13 protein-coding genes are annotated in these 16,286 nt (G+C 67.1%); 6 read left to right on the top strand and 7 right to left on the bottom strand.

What is annotated here, in order from left to right; genetic code table 11:
* Window positions 1-5 precede the first annotated feature (5 nt).
* On the bottom strand, window positions 6-2,408 hold the full coding sequence (locus KV110_RS19820) for an ATP-binding protein (RefSeq protein WP_218477857.1): 2,403 nt from the start codon (window positions 2,406-2,408) through the stop codon (window positions 6-8).
* A 311-nt stretch (window positions 2,409-2,719) separates the two neighbouring features.
* On the opposite strand from KV110_RS19820, the gene KV110_RS19815 reads away from it, so the two are divergent.
* Both KV110_RS19815 and KV110_RS19810 read left to right on the top strand, forming a co-directional pair.
* Window positions 2,720-3,367: a phosphatase PAP2 family protein gene (locus KV110_RS19815; RefSeq protein WP_246634648.1), complete on the top strand. Its 648-nt coding sequence runs from the start codon at window positions 2,720-2,722 to the stop codon at window positions 3,365-3,367.
* Window positions 3,368-3,402: 35 nt separating this feature from the next.
* Window positions 3,403-4,260 carry a TIGR03619 family F420-dependent LLM class oxidoreductase gene (locus tag KV110_RS19810; RefSeq protein ID WP_218478660.1) on the top strand — a complete coding sequence of 286 codons (858 nt, stop codon included), beginning with the start codon at window positions 3,403-3,405 and terminating at the stop codon, window positions 4,258-4,260.
* A 138-nt stretch (window positions 4,261-4,398) separates the two neighbouring features.
* Here KV110_RS19810 and KV110_RS19805 read toward each other — a convergent pair whose 3' ends face one another.
* From KV110_RS19805 to KV110_RS19795, 3 genes are read right to left on the bottom strand one after another with little or no spacing between them, the layout of a single operon-like run.
* Window positions 4,399-6,033 carry an ABC transporter permease gene (locus tag KV110_RS19805; RefSeq protein WP_218477855.1) on the bottom strand — a complete coding sequence of 545 codons (1,635 nt, stop codon included), beginning with the start codon at window positions 6,031-6,033 and terminating at the stop codon, window positions 4,399-4,401.
* Window positions 6,030-6,974 (bottom strand): ABC transporter ATP-binding protein, encoded by a 945-nt coding sequence (locus KV110_RS19800; protein ID WP_218477854.1) that lies wholly within the window; start codon window positions 6,972-6,974, stop codon window positions 6,030-6,032. Before KV110_RS19800 ends, KV110_RS19805 begins: the two co-directional genes overlap by 4 nt.
* A complete protein-coding gene (locus KV110_RS19795) occupies window positions 6,974-7,627 on the bottom strand; it encodes a TetR/AcrR family transcriptional regulator (protein ID WP_218477853.1) in 654 nt (217 codons plus the stop codon). The genes KV110_RS19800 and KV110_RS19795 overlap by 1 nt, the downstream gene beginning before the upstream one ends.
* A gap of 106 nt (window positions 7,628-7,733) precedes the next feature.
* Between KV110_RS19795 and KV110_RS19790 the strand changes: the two genes are divergently transcribed.
* Complete coding sequence (locus KV110_RS19790; protein WP_218477852.1) at window positions 7,734-9,665, top strand: acyl-CoA dehydrogenase family protein; 1,932 nt, start codon at window positions 7,734-7,736, stop codon at window positions 9,663-9,665.
* 62 nt (window positions 9,666-9,727) lie between these two features.
* Here the strand turns inward: KV110_RS19790 and KV110_RS19785 are convergent, their stop codons facing one another.
* Both KV110_RS19785 and KV110_RS19780 read right to left on the bottom strand, forming a co-directional pair.
* Entirely contained in the window at window positions 9,728-10,090 is a 363-nt protein-coding gene (locus KV110_RS19785) for a hypothetical protein (RefSeq protein ID WP_218477851.1), read from the bottom strand.
* A 285-nt stretch (window positions 10,091-10,375) separates the two neighbouring features.
* Window positions 10,376-11,242: an LLM class flavin-dependent oxidoreductase gene (locus tag KV110_RS19780; RefSeq protein ID WP_218477850.1), complete on the bottom strand. Its 867-nt coding sequence runs from the start codon at window positions 11,240-11,242 to the stop codon at window positions 10,376-10,378.
* Between the two features lie 196 nt (window positions 11,243-11,438).
* On the opposite strand from KV110_RS19780, the gene KV110_RS19775 reads away from it, so the two are divergent.
* From KV110_RS19775 to KV110_RS19765, 3 genes are all read left to right on the top strand, one after another.
* Window positions 11,439-12,215: a 2-phosphosulfolactate phosphatase gene (locus KV110_RS19775; RefSeq protein WP_218477849.1), complete on the top strand. Its 777-nt coding sequence runs from the start codon at window positions 11,439-11,441 to the stop codon at window positions 12,213-12,215.
* Window positions 12,216-12,466: 251 nt separating this feature from the next.
* Window positions 12,467-13,906, top strand: a complete 1,440-nt coding sequence (locus tag KV110_RS19770; protein WP_218478658.1) for a threonine/serine exporter family protein — start codon at window positions 12,467-12,469, stop codon at window positions 13,904-13,906.
* Window positions 13,907-14,010: 104 nt separating this feature from the next.
* Window positions 14,011-14,667, top strand: a complete 657-nt coding sequence (locus KV110_RS19765) for a biliverdin-producing heme oxygenase (RefSeq protein WP_218477848.1) — start codon at window positions 14,011-14,013, stop codon at window positions 14,665-14,667.
* Here the strand turns inward: KV110_RS19765 and KV110_RS19760 are convergent.
* Window positions 14,661-16,172, bottom strand: coding sequence for a sugar transferase (locus KV110_RS19760; protein ID WP_218477847.1), 1,512 nt, complete (start codon window positions 16,170-16,172; stop codon window positions 14,661-14,663). The two genes, KV110_RS19765 and KV110_RS19760, sit on opposite strands and share 7 nt — an antisense overlap.
* Window positions 16,173-16,286 lie beyond the last annotated feature (114 nt).

Below are 16,286 nucleotides of genomic sequence, written 5' to 3'. Positions count from 1 at the left end.
TCCGGCTACCCCTTGCGTGCCACCGTGACCCGCGGCAGCACCGACGGCCGATCGTCGACCGCGGGTTCCGGCCTGCTCGTACCGTCCCCGGCGTGCTGGGAGTCGCGTTCCACCAGCAGCGCGACATGCAGCCGCGAGGGACAGTCCAGCTTGAGCATCACTTGCCGGACATGATTGACGACCGTCCACTCCGAAATTCCCAGCTGGGTGGCGATCATCCGGTTGGTCATGCCGGTGGCCACCAATCTGGCGATCTCGCGCTGGCGATTGGTCAGCGCGGCCAGCGAGGAGTCGTCGGGGTTGGGCAAGATCGGGGCCGCGCAGGCGTAGGCCACCGCGTCGGCCAGGGTCATCTCCCCCGCCGCCCGCATGATTTCGCGAAACTTGTTTTCGCCGAGGGCGTTTCTGTGCTCTGTTTCGCGGGGTGCTGGATCGCCTTGGCCCAGTTGCGGGATGCCGTGCGCGGCCCGCAATTGCCGGGCCGCCAGCGTCAGGGTCACCGTCGGTTCGGCGTACTCGACACCGGCCGCATCGTAGGCCCTGGCGCAGCCCTCCAGCGCGATGATCGCCTGCAGCACGTGCGTGCCCAGATCGTCGTCATCCAAATTCTCGCGGTAGAGCGACTGGGCGCGGTCCGCGGTCAGCGGCCCGATCTGCGTGCGCGCCAAGGTATTCAGTCCGATCAGCCGCGCCGTGCTGTCCAGTTGCCGGACCCGATCACGCATCTGCGCCCAGACGTCGGCGTCCCGCGTCGGCGGATACGGGATCTGGAGCAGCGTGACGGAGCCGTGGAGTCGGCCCGGCCATGGCCCGCCGAGCTCGTCGACATGACGCGATGCCAGGCGCAGTTCGGCTCTGGCGGCCGTGCGGTCCCCGACGGCGGTCAGCGCCACCGAGAGCACTACCGCGACCCGGGCCGCGTCGATGTGCATGTCGAAACGGCGATAGGCGGCAACCGAACTCGTCAACAGGTCGACCGCTCGCCGTAGTCGTCCCGACCGGCCGGCCCAGAGTCCGAGGACCTCGAGGCACAGCGGCGCCGTCACGCCGGGCGCCAGCGTGCCGCGATCGCTCATCTTCAACGCCTTGGCCAGCACAGTCTCCAGCTCGGACTGGTAGCCGTGCTGGATCCACGCCGATTCCAGATTCGCCGCCAGTCGGACGGCACGTTCCGGCTGTCCCGTGTCAATCAAATAGTGCACTGCCGCAAGAAAATCCACGATCCGCTTGCCCGCGGCGGCCAACGCGGCCGCGCGATGTTCGCGCTGGTCGAACCGGGGTCCGATGATCTCGGCTAGCCGGGCGAGGCGGTCCACATGGTCCTCGCGAATCGCTTTGGCGCGTGCCGGGTCAGCACCGAGCACCTGCCGGCAATAGGCGCGCACGGTGGCGAAGAGCCGGTAGCCGTGCCCATGCGCCCCGCTGGCCGTGTGGTCGAGCAGGCTGCGCTGGACCAGCTCGGCCAGCGCGGTCGCGGTCTCCTCCTCGGCGCTCCCGGTCACCAGGCAGGCGACGTCGGTATCGATCACCGACTCGCACAAGGAAAGCCGCAACAGCAGATCGAGCAACGCGGAATCGACGTCGCCGAGGCCCCATTCGACCGCGGCGTGCAGCGTCCGGTGCCGGGCGGGCACGTCGACGAAGCACGGCGACTTCAGATCGACGCCTACTTTGATGCGGTGCAGGGTGCGTGCGGGGCCGATCCGGCTGATCGAACCGGCCGCCAGTTCGATGGCCAGCGCAACGCCGCCGAGTTCGCGGGCGATCTCGTCGAGGACCAGCCGGTCGGCCACCGCGGCCGACCCTCGGTAGTGGCTGTCGATGCTGTCGAGCAACAGCTGTGCGGCCGGTGAGGAGCCGGGGTAATAGTCTCCCCCGCCGCAGTCGGTGCGCAACGGCCGCACGCACAGCACACATTCGCGGTACAGATTCAACGGGACCCGACTGGTCGCCACGACCACCAGATGCCGACAGTGCTCCAACAGCCACGCCACATCGGTAGATATCTGTGCGACCACGCGATCGCAGTTGTCCAGCAACAGGATTGCCCGACAGGTGCCGATCCTGGACGCCAGCACCGCCAATGCCTCGGCGGGGTCGAGCGCCGGGTACGCGGGGGCCAGCGGCCGATTACTTGCGGTGGCGAGCACCGCGTTCCACGCACTTGCCCGATCGGCGCATTCGCCGAGATCGATCATCGCATCGAGACATCCGTGGAATGCGCTGTCCGACAGCGCCTCTCGAGCTAGCCTTGTCTTGCCGACACCTGCGGTCCCGGTGAGCGTGAGCAGCCGGACCCGAGGATCAACGAGTAGTCTGCCGAGCTCGGCGAGCTCCGCCGCCCGCCCGACGATCGTCGGAAGCCGATAGGTTCCGGCCAGCGTAGGCCGGGCATCATCGCCCACCATGGGGTACCTCTCAGTCACTCCCCCGGCCCAGACGACCGCAAGAAATACACCCGAGCCACATTGCTTTCAGGCCGACCGAGCCGAGATTTCGATTGGTGAACCCAAATGTTCACCGATCGACTCGACCATACCAAGTCAGCACGACGTCGCGGAGCGTTCAGCAGATCTCCGAGTTGACCTGCCCTGCGGCGGTTTCGACGGTGACCGTTTCCGGAGCAGATTCCGGTGGAATGACCATTGACTTCTCCGACAGCCTAGGCCGACACACCGTGGTCGCATAGCAAGAATCTGTCAGTGACTATCGTCGACCGGTGTTCGGACTACGGCAGGACGTCATCCCCGGCGGCGCGTTCCGGCTCGGCGGGATCGCGCTGGGCGGCGCCGTCGCGGGCCTGCTTCCCGCGACATTTCCCCCCGACGGCGGTCCGACGGCGCTCGATCGCGCGCTTGCCGCACCGATCCACTCGGCCCTCGACAGCAGGCCCGGCATCTATCAGGCGCTGGTGATTCCCAGCAATGCCTACATCCTGCTGCCGCTGTTGCTGCTCGCGTGCACGTGGTTCGGCTATCGGGGCGACTGGCGGCGCGCCGCGATCATGCTCGTGGTTCCCGAACTCGCCCTCGGCCTCAATACCTGGCTGTGGAAACCGCTCTGGAACCGACAGCTGCACGACTATCTTGCCTATCCGAGCGGTCACACCGTGCATCTGATCGCGATCGCCACCGCGTTCATCGTGCTGGTCGATTCGATGCGAGCTCGGATCACTGCGCTCGTAGTTGCTGTCGCGGCGCAATGCGCGGCCGCGATCGGCATGATCGGCCTCGATTACCACCTGCCCACCGACATTCTCGGCGGCGTGGCCGCAGCCGTCGCGATGGTGCTCGCGCTGTGCTCGGCGGCGTTGTCGCTGACCGGCGGTGCACGCCAAACCTTGGTGCCGACCAAGGAAAGATGGTAGAACTTGTTCTAGTTTCGGCGATGGGAGCGCGTACGGTGCGGTACGGGATTGTCTTGTTCACCAGCGATCGGGGCATTACGCCCGCAGCGGCAGCGAAGGCCGCCGAGGGTGCCGGTTTCGACACGTTCTACGTGCCCGAACACACCCACATCCCAGTGGTGCGCGCGGCGGCGCATCCCCGCACCGGCGACGCGAGCCTGCCGGACGACCGGTACCTGCGCACCCTCGATCCGTGGGTGGCGCTGGCCACCGCGGCCGCCGTGACGGAACGGATCGGGTTGTCGACGGCGGTGGCGTTGCCCGCTGAGCATCATCCGATCACGCTGGCCAAGACCATCGCCTCGCTGGACCATCTGTCCGGCGGCCGGGTCAGCCTCGGCGTCGGATTCGGCTGGAATACCGACGAACTCGCCCACCACGGCGTGCCCGCGGGCAAGCGCAGGACGGTGCTGCGCGAGCACTTGGACGCGATGCGCGCCATCTGGACCGAGGAGGAGGCAAGTTTCGCCGGCGAGTTCGTGAACTTCGGGGCCAGCTGGTCGTGGCCGAAACCGGTGCAGAAGAACATTCCGGTGCTGCTCGGCGCCGCGGGCACCGAAAAGTCGTTCACTTGGCTGGCAAAGAACGCCGACGGCTGGATCACCACTCCGACCGAAGACGGCTTGCACACGAAGATCGAACTGCTGCACCGGATCTGGCGCGAGCACGACCGCGCGGGCGCACCCGAGATCATCGCACTGGCCGGTCGCCACAACGCCGAACAACTGGCGCAGTGGGCCGAATTCGGCGTCACCGAGGTCATTTTCGGCACGCCGGACCGCACAGCGGACGAAGTGCACGGCTACCTCACCCGACTCGCCGCAAAGCTCGGCCTCGACGCAGACGTCAGCTGATTTCGCCGCGGCACAGACTTCGCGCCACCTCACAGCACCTGCAAGCGCTGTAGGGCGTCGCCAACGTCTGTGCGGCGCAAGCGCTTACCGCGCGCGACCCACGCACAACGCTGGGCATGGGCCGCGCGGCTTGCCGGTTCAGCGCAGGTCGCGCCTGCGGAAGGCGGCGATGCCTACCGCGAGCAGCGCTGCCGCGATCGCCAGCAGCCAGAGCACCGGCGCGGCTTGGAATTCCGCGCCGGGCAGTTTGGGCGGATGGACGAACGGCACCAGATCGACGATCCACTGCGGCAGCCCGTCGAGCGAGCCGACGAAGAAGATCACCACCATGGCGCTCAGCACGCCCCAGGCGACCGGGGCGAAGCGGGGCACGAGGCTGTAGAGCGCGACCGCGATGCCGGTGACGACCCATACCGCGGGCACCTGTACGGCGGCGGCACCGATCGCCTGCGGCAGCTTCTCACCCAGATCGCCCGATGCCGCACCGTAGACGATGCCGATCGCCGCACCCGCCACGAGCAGCGCCACCGCCGGGCCGAACAGCGCGAAGCCGATGTGGCTCAACGCGTATCGCGTGCGTCCGACCGAGCCGGACAACGTGGTCTCGGCGCGGGAACTGGTCTCCTCCTCGTGCAGCCGCAAGGTCGCCGAGATCGAGTACGCGGCGGCCGCGGCGGCGAGCATGGTGATCGCGTAGGTGACGAAGGAGTTCTGCAACATATCCGAACCACCCATCCGGGAGATGAGGTCGCGGATGGTCTGGCTGCCGTCGAGCATGTCGCCGACGCTGTTCACGGCACCGCCGATCAGCAGCCCGTAGAGAGCGAAGCCGATGCCCCACGCCAGCAATGTCCCGCGTTGCAGCCGCCAGGCCAGTCCGAGCGGTCCGGCAAGGACCGAGTCGGCGACCGGTGGCCCGGGGCGCTCGGCCACCAGACCGGAGCCGGTATCGCGGGTGCGCAGCAGCGCGTAGGCCGTTGCGGTCCCGACGACCGCGACCGCAAGCAGTGGGATCAGCACCCACCAGCGTTCGGTGGCGTACGGGCGCAGTTGCAGGCACCAGCCAACCGGCGAGAACCAGGAGAGCACCCCGTTTCCGGCGTCGCCGACGGCACGGAACGCGAACGCGGCGCCGAGTGCGCCGAACGCGATCCCGCGGGCGATTCGCGCGCCGGAACTCACCTGGGCGGCGACCGCGGCGACCGAACCCCAGACGATGCCGGACATGGCCAGGGCGCTGCCCCAGCCGAGCGAGCCCATCGCAGGCAGGTCGTTGCCGTATAGCGCGGCAGCACAAACGATTCCGGCGACCACCGAACCGAGGTAGGTCGTGGTCAGCGCGGCGGTGAGCCCGGCGTAGCGGCCGATGCTGGTGGCGCCCACCAATTCCGCGCGCCCGGTTTCCTCTTCGACTCGGGTGTGCCTGATGACCGTGAGCACCGTGGCGATCGCGATCATCGTGTACATGGCACCGGCTTTCCAGGTGCCGATCGAGCCGAGTTCGGTGCCGAACACCGGCCCGTACATGGCCAGCAGTGCCGGGCTGTCGGCGGTGGTCTTGGCGAAATTGTCCAGCTCGGCCTGCGTGTCGTAGAGGCCCTTGATGCTCGCGACCTGGAACGCGGGCATCAGCCCGAGCAGCAACGACCACAGCGGCAGCACGATGCGATCGCGTCGCAGATACAGCCGCAGCAGCTGCCCGGTACCCGCGAAATCGCTGGAGTCGGCGAAAATCGGTGCCGCGGGGGCACGTTCGGCAGCGATGGTGGTCATGCGCGCACCTTCTCCCCATTCTTCGCCGCGCGCTTCGCGGCCGACCCGGAGGTCTCGCCGTCGACGTGGTAGTGCCGCATGAAGAGTTCTTCCAGCGTCGGCGGCGCACTGGTCAGGCTGCGCACCCCGGTGTCGCCGAGTACTCGGATCAGCTCGCCGAGATGCTCACTGTCCACCTGGCAGCGCAGCGTCGTGCCGTCCCGCTCGATGTCCTCGACGCCCTCGATCCGACTGAGATCTCCTGGGTCGCCGAGCAATTCGGCGGTGATCGAGGTGCGCGAAAGGTGGCGCAGGTCGGCCAGGGTGCCGCTCTCCACGGTGCGCCCGGCCCGGATGATGGTCACCCGGTCGCAGAGCGCCTCGACTTCGGAGAGGATGTGGCTGGACAACAGAACGGTGGTGCCGCGCTGATTGGCTTCCTCGACGCATTCCCGGAAGACCTGCTCCATCAACGGATCCAGGCCGGAAGTCGGTTCGTCGAGCAGCAGTAGGCGGACGTCGGAGGCCAGCGCGGAGATCAACGCGACCTTCTGGCGGTTGCCCTTGGAGTAGGTGCGGGCCTTCTTGCGCGGATCGAGGTCGAATCGTTCGATCAGCTCCGCCCTGCGCTCGGCATTGATGCCGCCGCGCATGCGAGCCAACAGGTCGATCGTCTCGCCACCGGACAGCGACGGCCACAGCGTGACATCGCCTGGCACATAGGCGAGTTCGTGATGCAGGGCGACCGCATCGGTCCACGGGTTACGGCCGAACAGTTCGACTCGGCCTGCGGTGGCGCGCAGAATGCCGAGCAGCACCCGAATGGTGGTCGACTTGCCCGCGCCGTTGGGACCGAGGAAGCCGTGGATCTCGCCTTCTCCGACAGTGAGATTCAGTCCGTCCAGTGCTGCGACGTGGCCGAAGGTTTTGCGCAGATCGCGGACTTCGATGATGTCGGACATCAGGTCTCCTTGGTGAATGTGTCCAAAATCGTGGGGTCGGTGAGTAGGCCCTGGGTGTACATCTCCAGGGCGGGTGCGGTGAGCTCCTCCGTGAGCTCCCGAATGGCTTTGCGGTAGTCGAGCTTTTCCCCGCGCTGCGTGCGCATCTGCATGTAGAGGACGGTCGCGCCGACGTTGAGCAACATGAGGTATTTGGCACGTGCCGCGGGATCGCGGCTCGGCTTGATGGCCCCCGAGTCGACGCCGGCCTGGATGTACACCTCGGCATCGGAAATTATGTGTTCCAGCAGGGATTCCGCCATCGGTCCACCGGCCTGCAAGCTGCGCACCATGTAGGCGACCAAGGGGCCGTATTCCTCGATGTCGGCCATGGCGGCGAGCATCCCCTTGGACACGTTGTCCGCGGTGATCGCCTTGACCTTCGCCTCGCGGATCAGCTGCAGCACACGCTCGTCGCAGACCGCCCGCAGTCCGTCCTTGGAGCCGAAGTGATGGTTCACCAATCCCGGGGAGATCCCTGCTGCCTTCGCGATGGCACGGACTCCGACTTGGAATCCATGCTCGCCGAACACCTCGATCGCGGCATCGCGGATCCGGGCCGCCGTCGTCAGATCCTCGGCGGGTCCTTGCGGTACGGGCTGTTTGTTAAACACATGTTCAATATATTAAACACCCGTTCAATCTGCCACAAGAGCTCCGCCCGGAATGTCGTGTCAACAGTCACGGTTTGCCCGGCGCGGCGCGGGCTAATGTCGAGTTATGACTACCGGCACCGCAACGACGGCGGATCACCTACGCGCAGCACTGGACGGACCGTGGGGAGCAGTCCGGGAGGAGGCGCGAGTCCAGCTCGCGGACGACAAGTTCGCCGGCGACCCGTACCTCGACTACAAAGCGGCCCGCGCGCGGGTGCTCGACCAGATGCGGGTCATCGCCACGATGGGCTACGCCGAGCGCGGTTTCCGACGGGAGAACGGTGGCACCAGCGAGCCTGGCGCCGCGGTGACCGGGCTTGAGATGCTCGCGTATGCGGATCTGTCGCTGTGGGTGAAGGCCGGTGTGCAGTGGGGTCTGTTCGGCGGGGCGGTCGAGAATCTGGGCACCGAGCGGCATCGCGAGTACATCAAGCGGCTCATCTCGCTGGATCTGCTCGGCTGTTTCGCGATGACCGAGTCCGGGCACGGCAGCGACGTCGCTCACCTGGAGACCACCGCCACCTACGACCCGGACACCCAGGAGTTCGTGGTCCACTCGCCGACGCCGTCGGCGCGCAAGGACTATATCGGCGGTGCCGCCGAACATGCGCGCATGGCAGCGGTTTTCGCGCAGTTGATCACCCAGGGTGAGGGTCGCGGCGTGCACTGCCTGCTGGTGCCGATCCGCGACGAGAACGGCGCGGATCTGCCCGGCGTGACCACCTCCGACGACGGACTCAAGGGTGGGCTGCCCGGCGCCGACAACGGACGCATCGTGTTCGACCACGTCCGCGTGCCGCGGGAGAATCTGCTCAATCGCTACGCCGACGTCGAACCGGACGGCACCTACAGCTCCGAGATCGAGAACCCCAGCCGTCGCTTCTTCACCACGCTCGGCACCCTGGTGCGCGGGCGGGTCAGCGTCGGCGGGGCCGCGGCCGCCGGTGCCAGGGTCGCGCTCAGCATCGCCATCCGGTACGCGGAGAAGCGCAGGCAGTTCGCCGACCCGGACAGCGGGCAGGAGACGGTCCTGCTCGACTACCGCAGCCACCAGCGGCGGCTACTCCCCCTGGTCGCCAAGACGTACGCGCTCGCGTTCGCGCAGAACGACCTGGTACGCCGGATGCACCTGGTGCAGACCGGCCAGGATCTCAACCCGAGTTCGCAACGGGCACTGGAGAAGCGGGCCGCTGGCCTGAAGGTCGCGCAGACCCGCCATGCCACCCGCGCCATCCAGGAGTGCCGCGAAGCATGCGGCGGCGCAGGCTATTTGACCGAGAACCGGCTCGTCACGCTCAAGGCGGACACCGATGTGTTCACCACCTTCGAGGGCGACAATGTGGTGCTCACCCAGCTCGTCGCCAAGGAACTGCTCACCGCGTACTCCGACGAGGTCCGCGACCTGGACGCGCTCGGCTGGGTGAAGTTCGCCGCCACCATGGCGGGTGACGAGGTGCGCAAGGTCACCGGCGTGCGTCAGCTGATCCAGCGGCTGCGCGACGGCTCGAACGACTCCGTCGACGACGGTGATCTGGCCCGTCGCTCGGTTCAACTGCAACTGTTCGCCGATCGGGAGGAATACCTGGTGCGCACCGCCGGTCACCGGCTGCGCGCCCGCGCCGAGGACACCAGCCCGTTCGAAGCTTTCAACAACGCCCAGGACCACATTCTCGCGGCGGGCACTGCCCACATCGACCGCCTGATCCTGGAGGCCTTCATCGAAGGGATCGAGGGAATCCAGGACACGGACGCCCGTGCGCTCGCCGAAAGTGTCTGCGACCTCTACGTCTACTCGACGCTGGAGGAGAACCAGGCCTGGTACATCATGCACCGCTTCATGTCCGTCGAACGCGCGAAAGCAGTTCGGCGAGGAGTCAATGAGCTCGTCGACCGCCTCCGCCCCGAAGCCCGGACCCTGGTCGAGGGAATGGGTGTCCCGGAATCCATGCTGCGCGCGGCGATGCTCGATGATGCGAGTGTGTTCGAGCGCGGATAGATCCGAACCCCCAGCGATAGTGAGCCCCCGCTATTCGGCGGGGGTTCACTGTTCCGAGTCCCTTATGCGCTCTTCGCGCGCGGGTAGTCGATGATCTCGTTTCCCCCGAAGGTGCGACAGACCGCGAACAACGTCGGCAATTCGTCGATCGCGTCCTTGATCACATCTTCGTTCGTCAGCAATGTCTTCACGTCCGACACGGTCTGACTGGAGCCCTGTACCAAGCTGCCGATGGTGTCGCCGACCAGCTTGGTACCTTGGAAAGTACGCCAGGTCAGGGGGTACTCCGTCAGCTTGTACTGCTGGACGAGCCGATTCTCCTCGTCGGTGAGCTGTAGACGGCACGAGAGCGTGAACTGCATGCCCTTGTGCCCGCCGAGCATCCCCTTGACAGCCGTTTGACTACGGTTCACCACAAGTCGCATGCGCCTCTCCTCCCACCAATTCCGAAACAGCCCTCATGGATTGGGCGCTTTCCATTCGAACTTGCACTCCTGGCACTGATACTTCTGCCACCCCTGACGATCCTTCTCCCCGATATCCATCCCGGTTTTCCGGTTACACTGCGGACAAACCTCGGCCATATCTCCACTCCTTTCCCGAAGTGAAAACAGTCTCGCAGCAAGGAATTACGTCGTCTGTCCGCCGAACACTCGACATCGGGGACAAGGTGCTCCGCTCCGACTGACTCGCCGGGCCGCGGACCAGCGCTACAGGGCGGGCGGGCCTTGGTTGATGCGCCGCATGACCGGTGCGAGGCGATGGAGAGCGTCGGTGGTCATGAGTTGTCGCTCGTCCCACCAGGTTGCACCGGCGTCGGCGAATGGGGCGATCAGATCACGTGCTTTGGCGGGGTCCCCTGGGCTGACACCGCCGAGGACTACCTCGAATGGGGTGTCCGGGTCTTTTCGGTGGCGGTGGATTTCGGTAACCAAGTCGCGAACCTGGTCGAGCGGTGGTAGCTGTCCGTGACCGGCTGTGGTGAACAGGGGGACCACGCCGTCCCAGTTGGCGGCTCGGCGGATCGGACGGCGATGAGGCCAGAATCCGGCGATCCACACCGGTGGACGAGGGCGTTGCGTGGTGGCGGGCAGCAGCGTGACATCCCGAACTCGGTAATGCCGCCCGTCATGGTCGACGCGCTCGCCAGACCAGTAGCGCTGCAATAGATCCAGGCCTTCGTCCAAGCGCTCGGCCAGCACGACCGGGTCGGTCGTGTCGCCGAAACTACCGAATTCGTCCGCAATCGGCCCACCGAGACCGGCGCTGAAAATAACCCTTCCGCCGCTGAGGGAATCCAAGGTGGCCACTTGGCGGGCGAGTTGTTCCGGCCGCCGCCGCGCCACCGGGGTCACGAGAGTACCCAGCTTGATGCGGGAGGTTGCCAACGCCGCCGCGGTCAGCAGCATCCACGGATCCCCGAACGGTTGATCTCGGCGCTCGGCCTTATCGAGCACCACGTGATCCCAGACAAACAACGCGTCCCACCCCGCCTGCTCCGCTGCCGCAGCGGCCATCGCCACCGTCCTGGCATCGGCGAAGTCGCCGAAGTTCGGAATGTTGATCGAGAAGCGCATCCCGAAATAGTCCCCCGCCGAGCCGGGCAGAGCAACCGAATTAGCCTCAGCGGCAATGGTACTCACACGCGTACGACGGAGTTTTCCCGGTGCGCGACCCGTGCCGGGCCAGCCGTATCCGACCTCGCCGGTGGCCTTGCCGACTCGTTTCGGCCTTATTGTCGACGCCGGATACGTTTCCGAAGAAGGGGCAACTATGACCGACGTCGATTGGTCGAGGCAGCGGTCGTGGGGCGTACGACTCGACTGGGGGCTGGCAGGCGCGCGAACACTTGGGCCGCACAGTGCCTGCGTTGTCGTCGTTGACGTTCTGTCCTTCACCACGTCGGTGAGCGTCGCAGTCGACGCCGGAACGCAAGTTCTGCCATATCCCTGGCGCGACGGAGCGGCCGCCGAGTTCGCCGCTGAAGCGGATGCGGTGCTGGCGGTCGGCCGCCGAGCGGTGTCGGCAGACCAACCTTGGTCCTTGTCCCCCGCAGCACTACGCCGCGCGCCCGCCACGCCACGTCTGGTGTTGCCGTCGCCCAACGGTTCAGCCATCTCGGCCGCTGTAAACGGCGTCCCGGTAGTCGCCGCATGCCTTCGGAACGCAACCGCGGTGGCTCGCTGGATCGCACAACAAGGCTGGGGCTCCGTCGATCACCCGGTCACCGTCATCGCGGCAGGCGAACACTGGCCGGGCCAGAACGTTCTGCGCCCCGCAGTAGAAGATTGGCTCGGCGCCGGCGCCGTGGCATCCGCCCTGGCAGCCCGCGAAACCGGCGCCCTCTCCCCGGAAGCCCTCGCCGCCAAGGCTTCCCACGACGGCACCGACAACATCCCCACGATGATCGCCAACTGCGCATCCGGCCGAGAACTCGCAACCGGTGGATTCTCAGACGACGTCGCCATAGCCACCGAACTCGACACAAGCAACGCAGTCCCGCTACTTGTCGACGGAGCCTTCACCGACGTCGCCAGCCTGAGAAGCTAGTACCGACCGCCACCCGGGCGAGCTGAGGTTGCGTCGAAGGTTTGGCCACGTCGATACCGGAGTCGGGTCGGGGTGGACGACCAGGCCCCCGACACGCGCCGCGCGGGCCGGTGTGCCAGCCCGGATGCGAAGGTCGCCAGAAGGTGACTACGTTCGCGTGCATGGATTCAGGCACGCCGCCGGGAGGCGACAACACCGAGACCCGGGTCGATCACCTCGGTCGGCGGCGGCTGTTCCGACGCGGACGGCGGATGCCGGTGGTGAGCCAGGCGGTCGGGCTGCTGGTGGCCGATCGGCCCGCGACCGCGGACACGATCGTCGCGGCCCCCTCCCCGCTGCAGCCGATCGATCTCACCGATGACGCGCGGGTCGCCGAGGTGCTGGATCTGGCGGTCCGGGTCGGTGAGGTGGTGTTGGCCTCAGGCACCGGCGTGATCGATACGACTACCCAGGTCCGATTCATCGCCGCCACCTACGGGCTGTCTCGCTGCAATATCGACGTGACCTATGACGCCATCAGGATCTGGGCCGACCGGGGTCCACTGCTGCCGCCGGCCAGCACCATGCGGATCGTGCACTACCGGTCGCTGGACTTCACCCGGCTCGCCGCCGTCGACCGGCTGACCCGGCGCATCCGCAACGAGGTGGTCCCGCCGGAGGACGCCCGCGCCGCGCTGGACGCGATCACCTCCGCACCGCACCCCTACCACCGCTGGACGGCCACCTTCGGCTGGTCGCTGCTGGCGGCCGCGATCGCCGCGCTGCTCGGCGGCGGAATCGTCGTCGCGGCGGTCAGTTTCGGCACCACGCTGGCGATCGACCGGGTCAACCGCGTGCTCAACCGCTACGGTCTGCCGTTCTTCTTCCAGCACATGGTGGGTGGTGCGATCGCCGCAACCCCCGCCGTGGTGCTCGCCACCCTGGCAGGCCCGCTCGGCATCGAGGTGGATCCGGCGCTGATCATCGCGGCCGGAATCACCGTGCTGCTCAGTGGATTACAACTGGTCGGCGCGGTGCAGGACGGCATAACCGGAGCACCGATCACCTCGACGGCGCGCATGCTCGAGGTGATGATGATGACGGGCGGCATCATCGCGGGCATCGCGCTCGCGCTGCGCATCGGCTGGCTCCTCGACGCCACGGTGCCGCCGATCCTGGTGACACCGTCGAACGACATCATCGACCTGCCGGTCCAGATCGTGGCCGGTGCCGTCGCGGCGCTCGCCTTCGCGCTCGCCTGCTACGCCGAGAAACGCGCCCTCGCCGCCGCGGCGGGCAGTGGCGCCGCGGGCACGATCTGCTATCTGCTGGTGCAGCAGATCGGGTTCGGTCCGGTGCTCTCCTCGGGCGTCGCCGCCAGCGTCATCGGCATGGCCGGTGGTCTGATGGCGCGGCGCGCGCTGACTCCCCCGCTGGTCGTCGCCGTCGCGGGCATCACCCCGCTGTTGCCCGGTCTCAAGCTGTACCGCGGCCTGTACGCGGTCCTCAACGACGAGCTGGTGCTCGGCGCCAACCAGTTGCTGCTGGCATTCGGTGTCGGCTGCGCGCTGGCCGCCGGTGTCACCCTCGGCGAATGGTTCGACCGGACCGTCCGGCGGCCGCGCATCCTGCGCCGGTTCGGTTCGCTGCGCCGCCCGATCGTGCGCCGGATCCGGCCCAGCCGTCGCCGCAGGCCGCCGCCCATTCAGTGAGCAGGTCCGTGCGTCGCGCACCCGGAACCGGTATCGTCAAACCAGCTGGTTAGGGTTGCCAGCACAGAAGGCGGCCTGCGGCGATCGGGTGAGGTGGTTCGGATATGTCGGAGGCAACACCGTTCTCTAAGCAGATCCGCAGCGCTACCGAACAGCAGCACGCAGACGCGGAGAACTCGCGTTTCATGAGCGATATGCTCGGCGGCGCGCTCGGCGTCGACTCGTATCACCGCTACACCGGTCAGCTCTGGTTCATCTACCGCGCACTCGAGGACCGCTGGGACACCCTCGCCGCGAATCCGATCGCCGGGCCGTTCATCCGCCCCGAGCTGGCCCGCACCGCCGAACTCGAGCGCGACCTGGCGCACCTGATCGGCCCGCAGTGGCGTGACGGCCTCGAGCCGCTGCCCGCGACCGCGGCCTACGCCGCGCGCATCGACGAGTGTGCCCGCGACTGGCCCGCCGGCTACATCGCCCACCACTACACCCGCTACCTCGGCGATCTCTCAGGTGGCCAGGTCATCCGCGGCACCGCCGAAAAGCTCTGGAACCTCCCGCATCGCGGCGACGGCGTCCGCTTCTACGTCTTCGACGGCGTCGGCAATCCGGCCGCGTTCAAGCGCGAATACCGCGGCCTGCTCGACCAACTGCCGCTCGACGACCTGGAACGCCGCCGTGTCCTCGACGAAGGACAGCGTGCATTCGCCATGAACACCGCGCTGTTCGAGGAACTTGCCGAGGAGTTTCCGGCGGCTCAGTAGGCGCCCGCACCGCGGGTCACGGCGCCGATCGTCTTCGCGATGAGCAGCAGATCCAGCACCATGGACCAGTTCTCCACGTAGGAAAGATCCAGCCGCACCGAATCTTCCAGCGACAGGTCGGACCGGCCGCTGACCTGCCACAGCCCGGTGACACCGGGCTTGACCAGCAGCCTGCGCCGCATCTCGCCGTCATAGCTGTCCACTTCGCGCTGCACCTGCGGGCGCGGCCCGACCACGCTCATCTCGCCGCGCAGCACGTTGAAGAACTGCGGCAGCTCGTCCAGACTGAACTTGCGGAGCAACTTGCCGATCGGCGTGATCCGCGGATCGTCCTTGATCTTGAAGAAGACCGGGTTGCCGCCGTGGCGCTGGATGAGCGCGTCCACACTCGCGTCCGACTCGACGTACATGCTGCGAAACTTGATCATCCGGAACGGCTTACCGCCCCGGCCGATTCGCTCCGACAGATAGAACACCGGCCCCGGACTGGTCATCTTCACCGCCATCGCGATGGCCAGCATGGTCGGCGCGATCGCCACCAGTACCGCGGCCGCGAAGCACACGTCGAACACCGCCTTGCCGGTCGACTTCGCGCGGTCGTATTGCGGTTTGGCGATGTGCAGCATCGGTACGCCCGCGACAAAGCGATTGGTCAGCCGGGTACCCGCGATATCGACCACGCCGGGCGCGACGATCAGCTCCACCCCGATCGGGTCGAGTTCCCAAGCCATCCTGCGCAATTCGATCGGCCCGAGGTGATCGGTCGCGGTGACCGCGACCGTGTCCGCGCCGCTGCGGCGGACCGCGTCGAGCACCGTGCGATCGCTGCCGACCACCGAGAAGGTGTGCCCCGACGGGTCGCGGATGTACTCGGTGATCTCGTTGAGCCCGTTGGGGATACATACACCGACCACCCGGTATCCCGAGGCCGGGTCGCGGGCGAACGCGTTCGCCATCGCCTGGGCCGCCTCCGCGCAGCCGACCACGAGGACCGAGGTACGGTACTCCCCCCGCGCGCGTAGTTGTCGCGCGTGGATCCGCCACAGCAACCTGCTCAGCATCAGGCCCAACAGACCGAGCGGTAGTGCGATCGCCAAATAGCCACGGGCGAACTCGATCTGGAAGATCAGCGCGACAATGGCGAGGACACCGAACAGCCGCAGCGTCGCCGCGACCAACCGCCGATACTCCTCGGTGCCGCTGCCGACCACCTGTGGCGACCGCGTGTTGCCGACGGCGAGGAAGACGGCCCAGGTGAGCGCGAGCGCCCCAGAGACCACGGTGTAGCCCACTTCGTAGGGCAGATGCCAGGCCAGCGGTGGCGCGGCGGGCCCGCCGAAACGGATGATCTGCGCGAGCGCGATCGCCACGACGATCACCGCTAAATCCGTTGCGCCCAAGCGCTTTACATACTCCACCTGCCAGCGTTCACGCTCCGAGCGCGGCATGATGGTCGGCGATCGACGCACGTCCAGATCGTCGTTGTCGGCGAGCTCGAAGCTCATGAACACGCACCTCCCCGTGGGAGAGAAGAAGAAGCCCCCCGATCTGCACTGATCGGTCCCCGCGGCACCATCGGTGGCCACCCCGGGTTTTTCCCTCATTCGGTGGCCAGAAGG

This window comes from Nocardia iowensis, assembly GCF_019222765.1.
GTDB lineage: Bacteria > Actinomycetota > Actinomycetes > Mycobacteriales > Mycobacteriaceae > Nocardia > Nocardia iowensis.
This window is presented reverse-complemented; position numbering and strand designations above follow the sequence as displayed.

Coding starts and splice junctions, on each gene's coding strand:
- KV110_RS19820 (WP_218477857.1), bottom strand. CDS start 2,408: ATGGTGGGCGATGATGCCCGGCCTACGCTGGCCGGAACCTATCGGCTT.
- KV110_RS19805 (WP_218477855.1), bottom strand. CDS start 6,033: ATGACCACCATCGCTGCCGAACGTGCCCCCGCGGCACCGATTTTCGCC.
- KV110_RS19800 (WP_218477854.1), bottom strand. CDS start 6,974: ATGTCCGACATCATCGAAGTCCGCGATCTGCGCAAAACCTTCGGCCAC.
- KV110_RS19790 (WP_218477852.1), top strand. CDS start 7,734: ATGACTACCGGCACCGCAACGACGGCGGATCACCTACGCGCAGCACTG.
- KV110_RS19785 (WP_218477851.1), bottom strand. CDS start 10,090: ATGCGACTTGTGGTGAACCGTAGTCAAACGGCTGTCAAGGGGATGCTC.
- KV110_RS19780 (WP_218477850.1), bottom strand. CDS start 11,242: ATGCGCTTCTCGATCAACATTCCGAACTTCGGCGACTTCGCCGATGCC.
- KV110_RS19775 (WP_218477849.1), top strand. CDS start 11,439: ATGACCGACGTCGATTGGTCGAGGCAGCGGTCGTGGGGCGTACGACTC.
- KV110_RS19770 (WP_218478658.1), top strand. CDS start 12,467: ATGCCGGTGGTGAGCCAGGCGGTCGGGCTGCTGGTGGCCGATCGGCCC.
- KV110_RS19765 (WP_218477848.1), top strand. CDS start 14,011: ATGTCGGAGGCAACACCGTTCTCTAAGCAGATCCGCAGCGCTACCGAA.
- KV110_RS19760 (WP_218477847.1), bottom strand. CDS start 16,172: ATGAGCTTCGAGCTCGCCGACAACGACGATCTGGACGTGCGTCGATCG.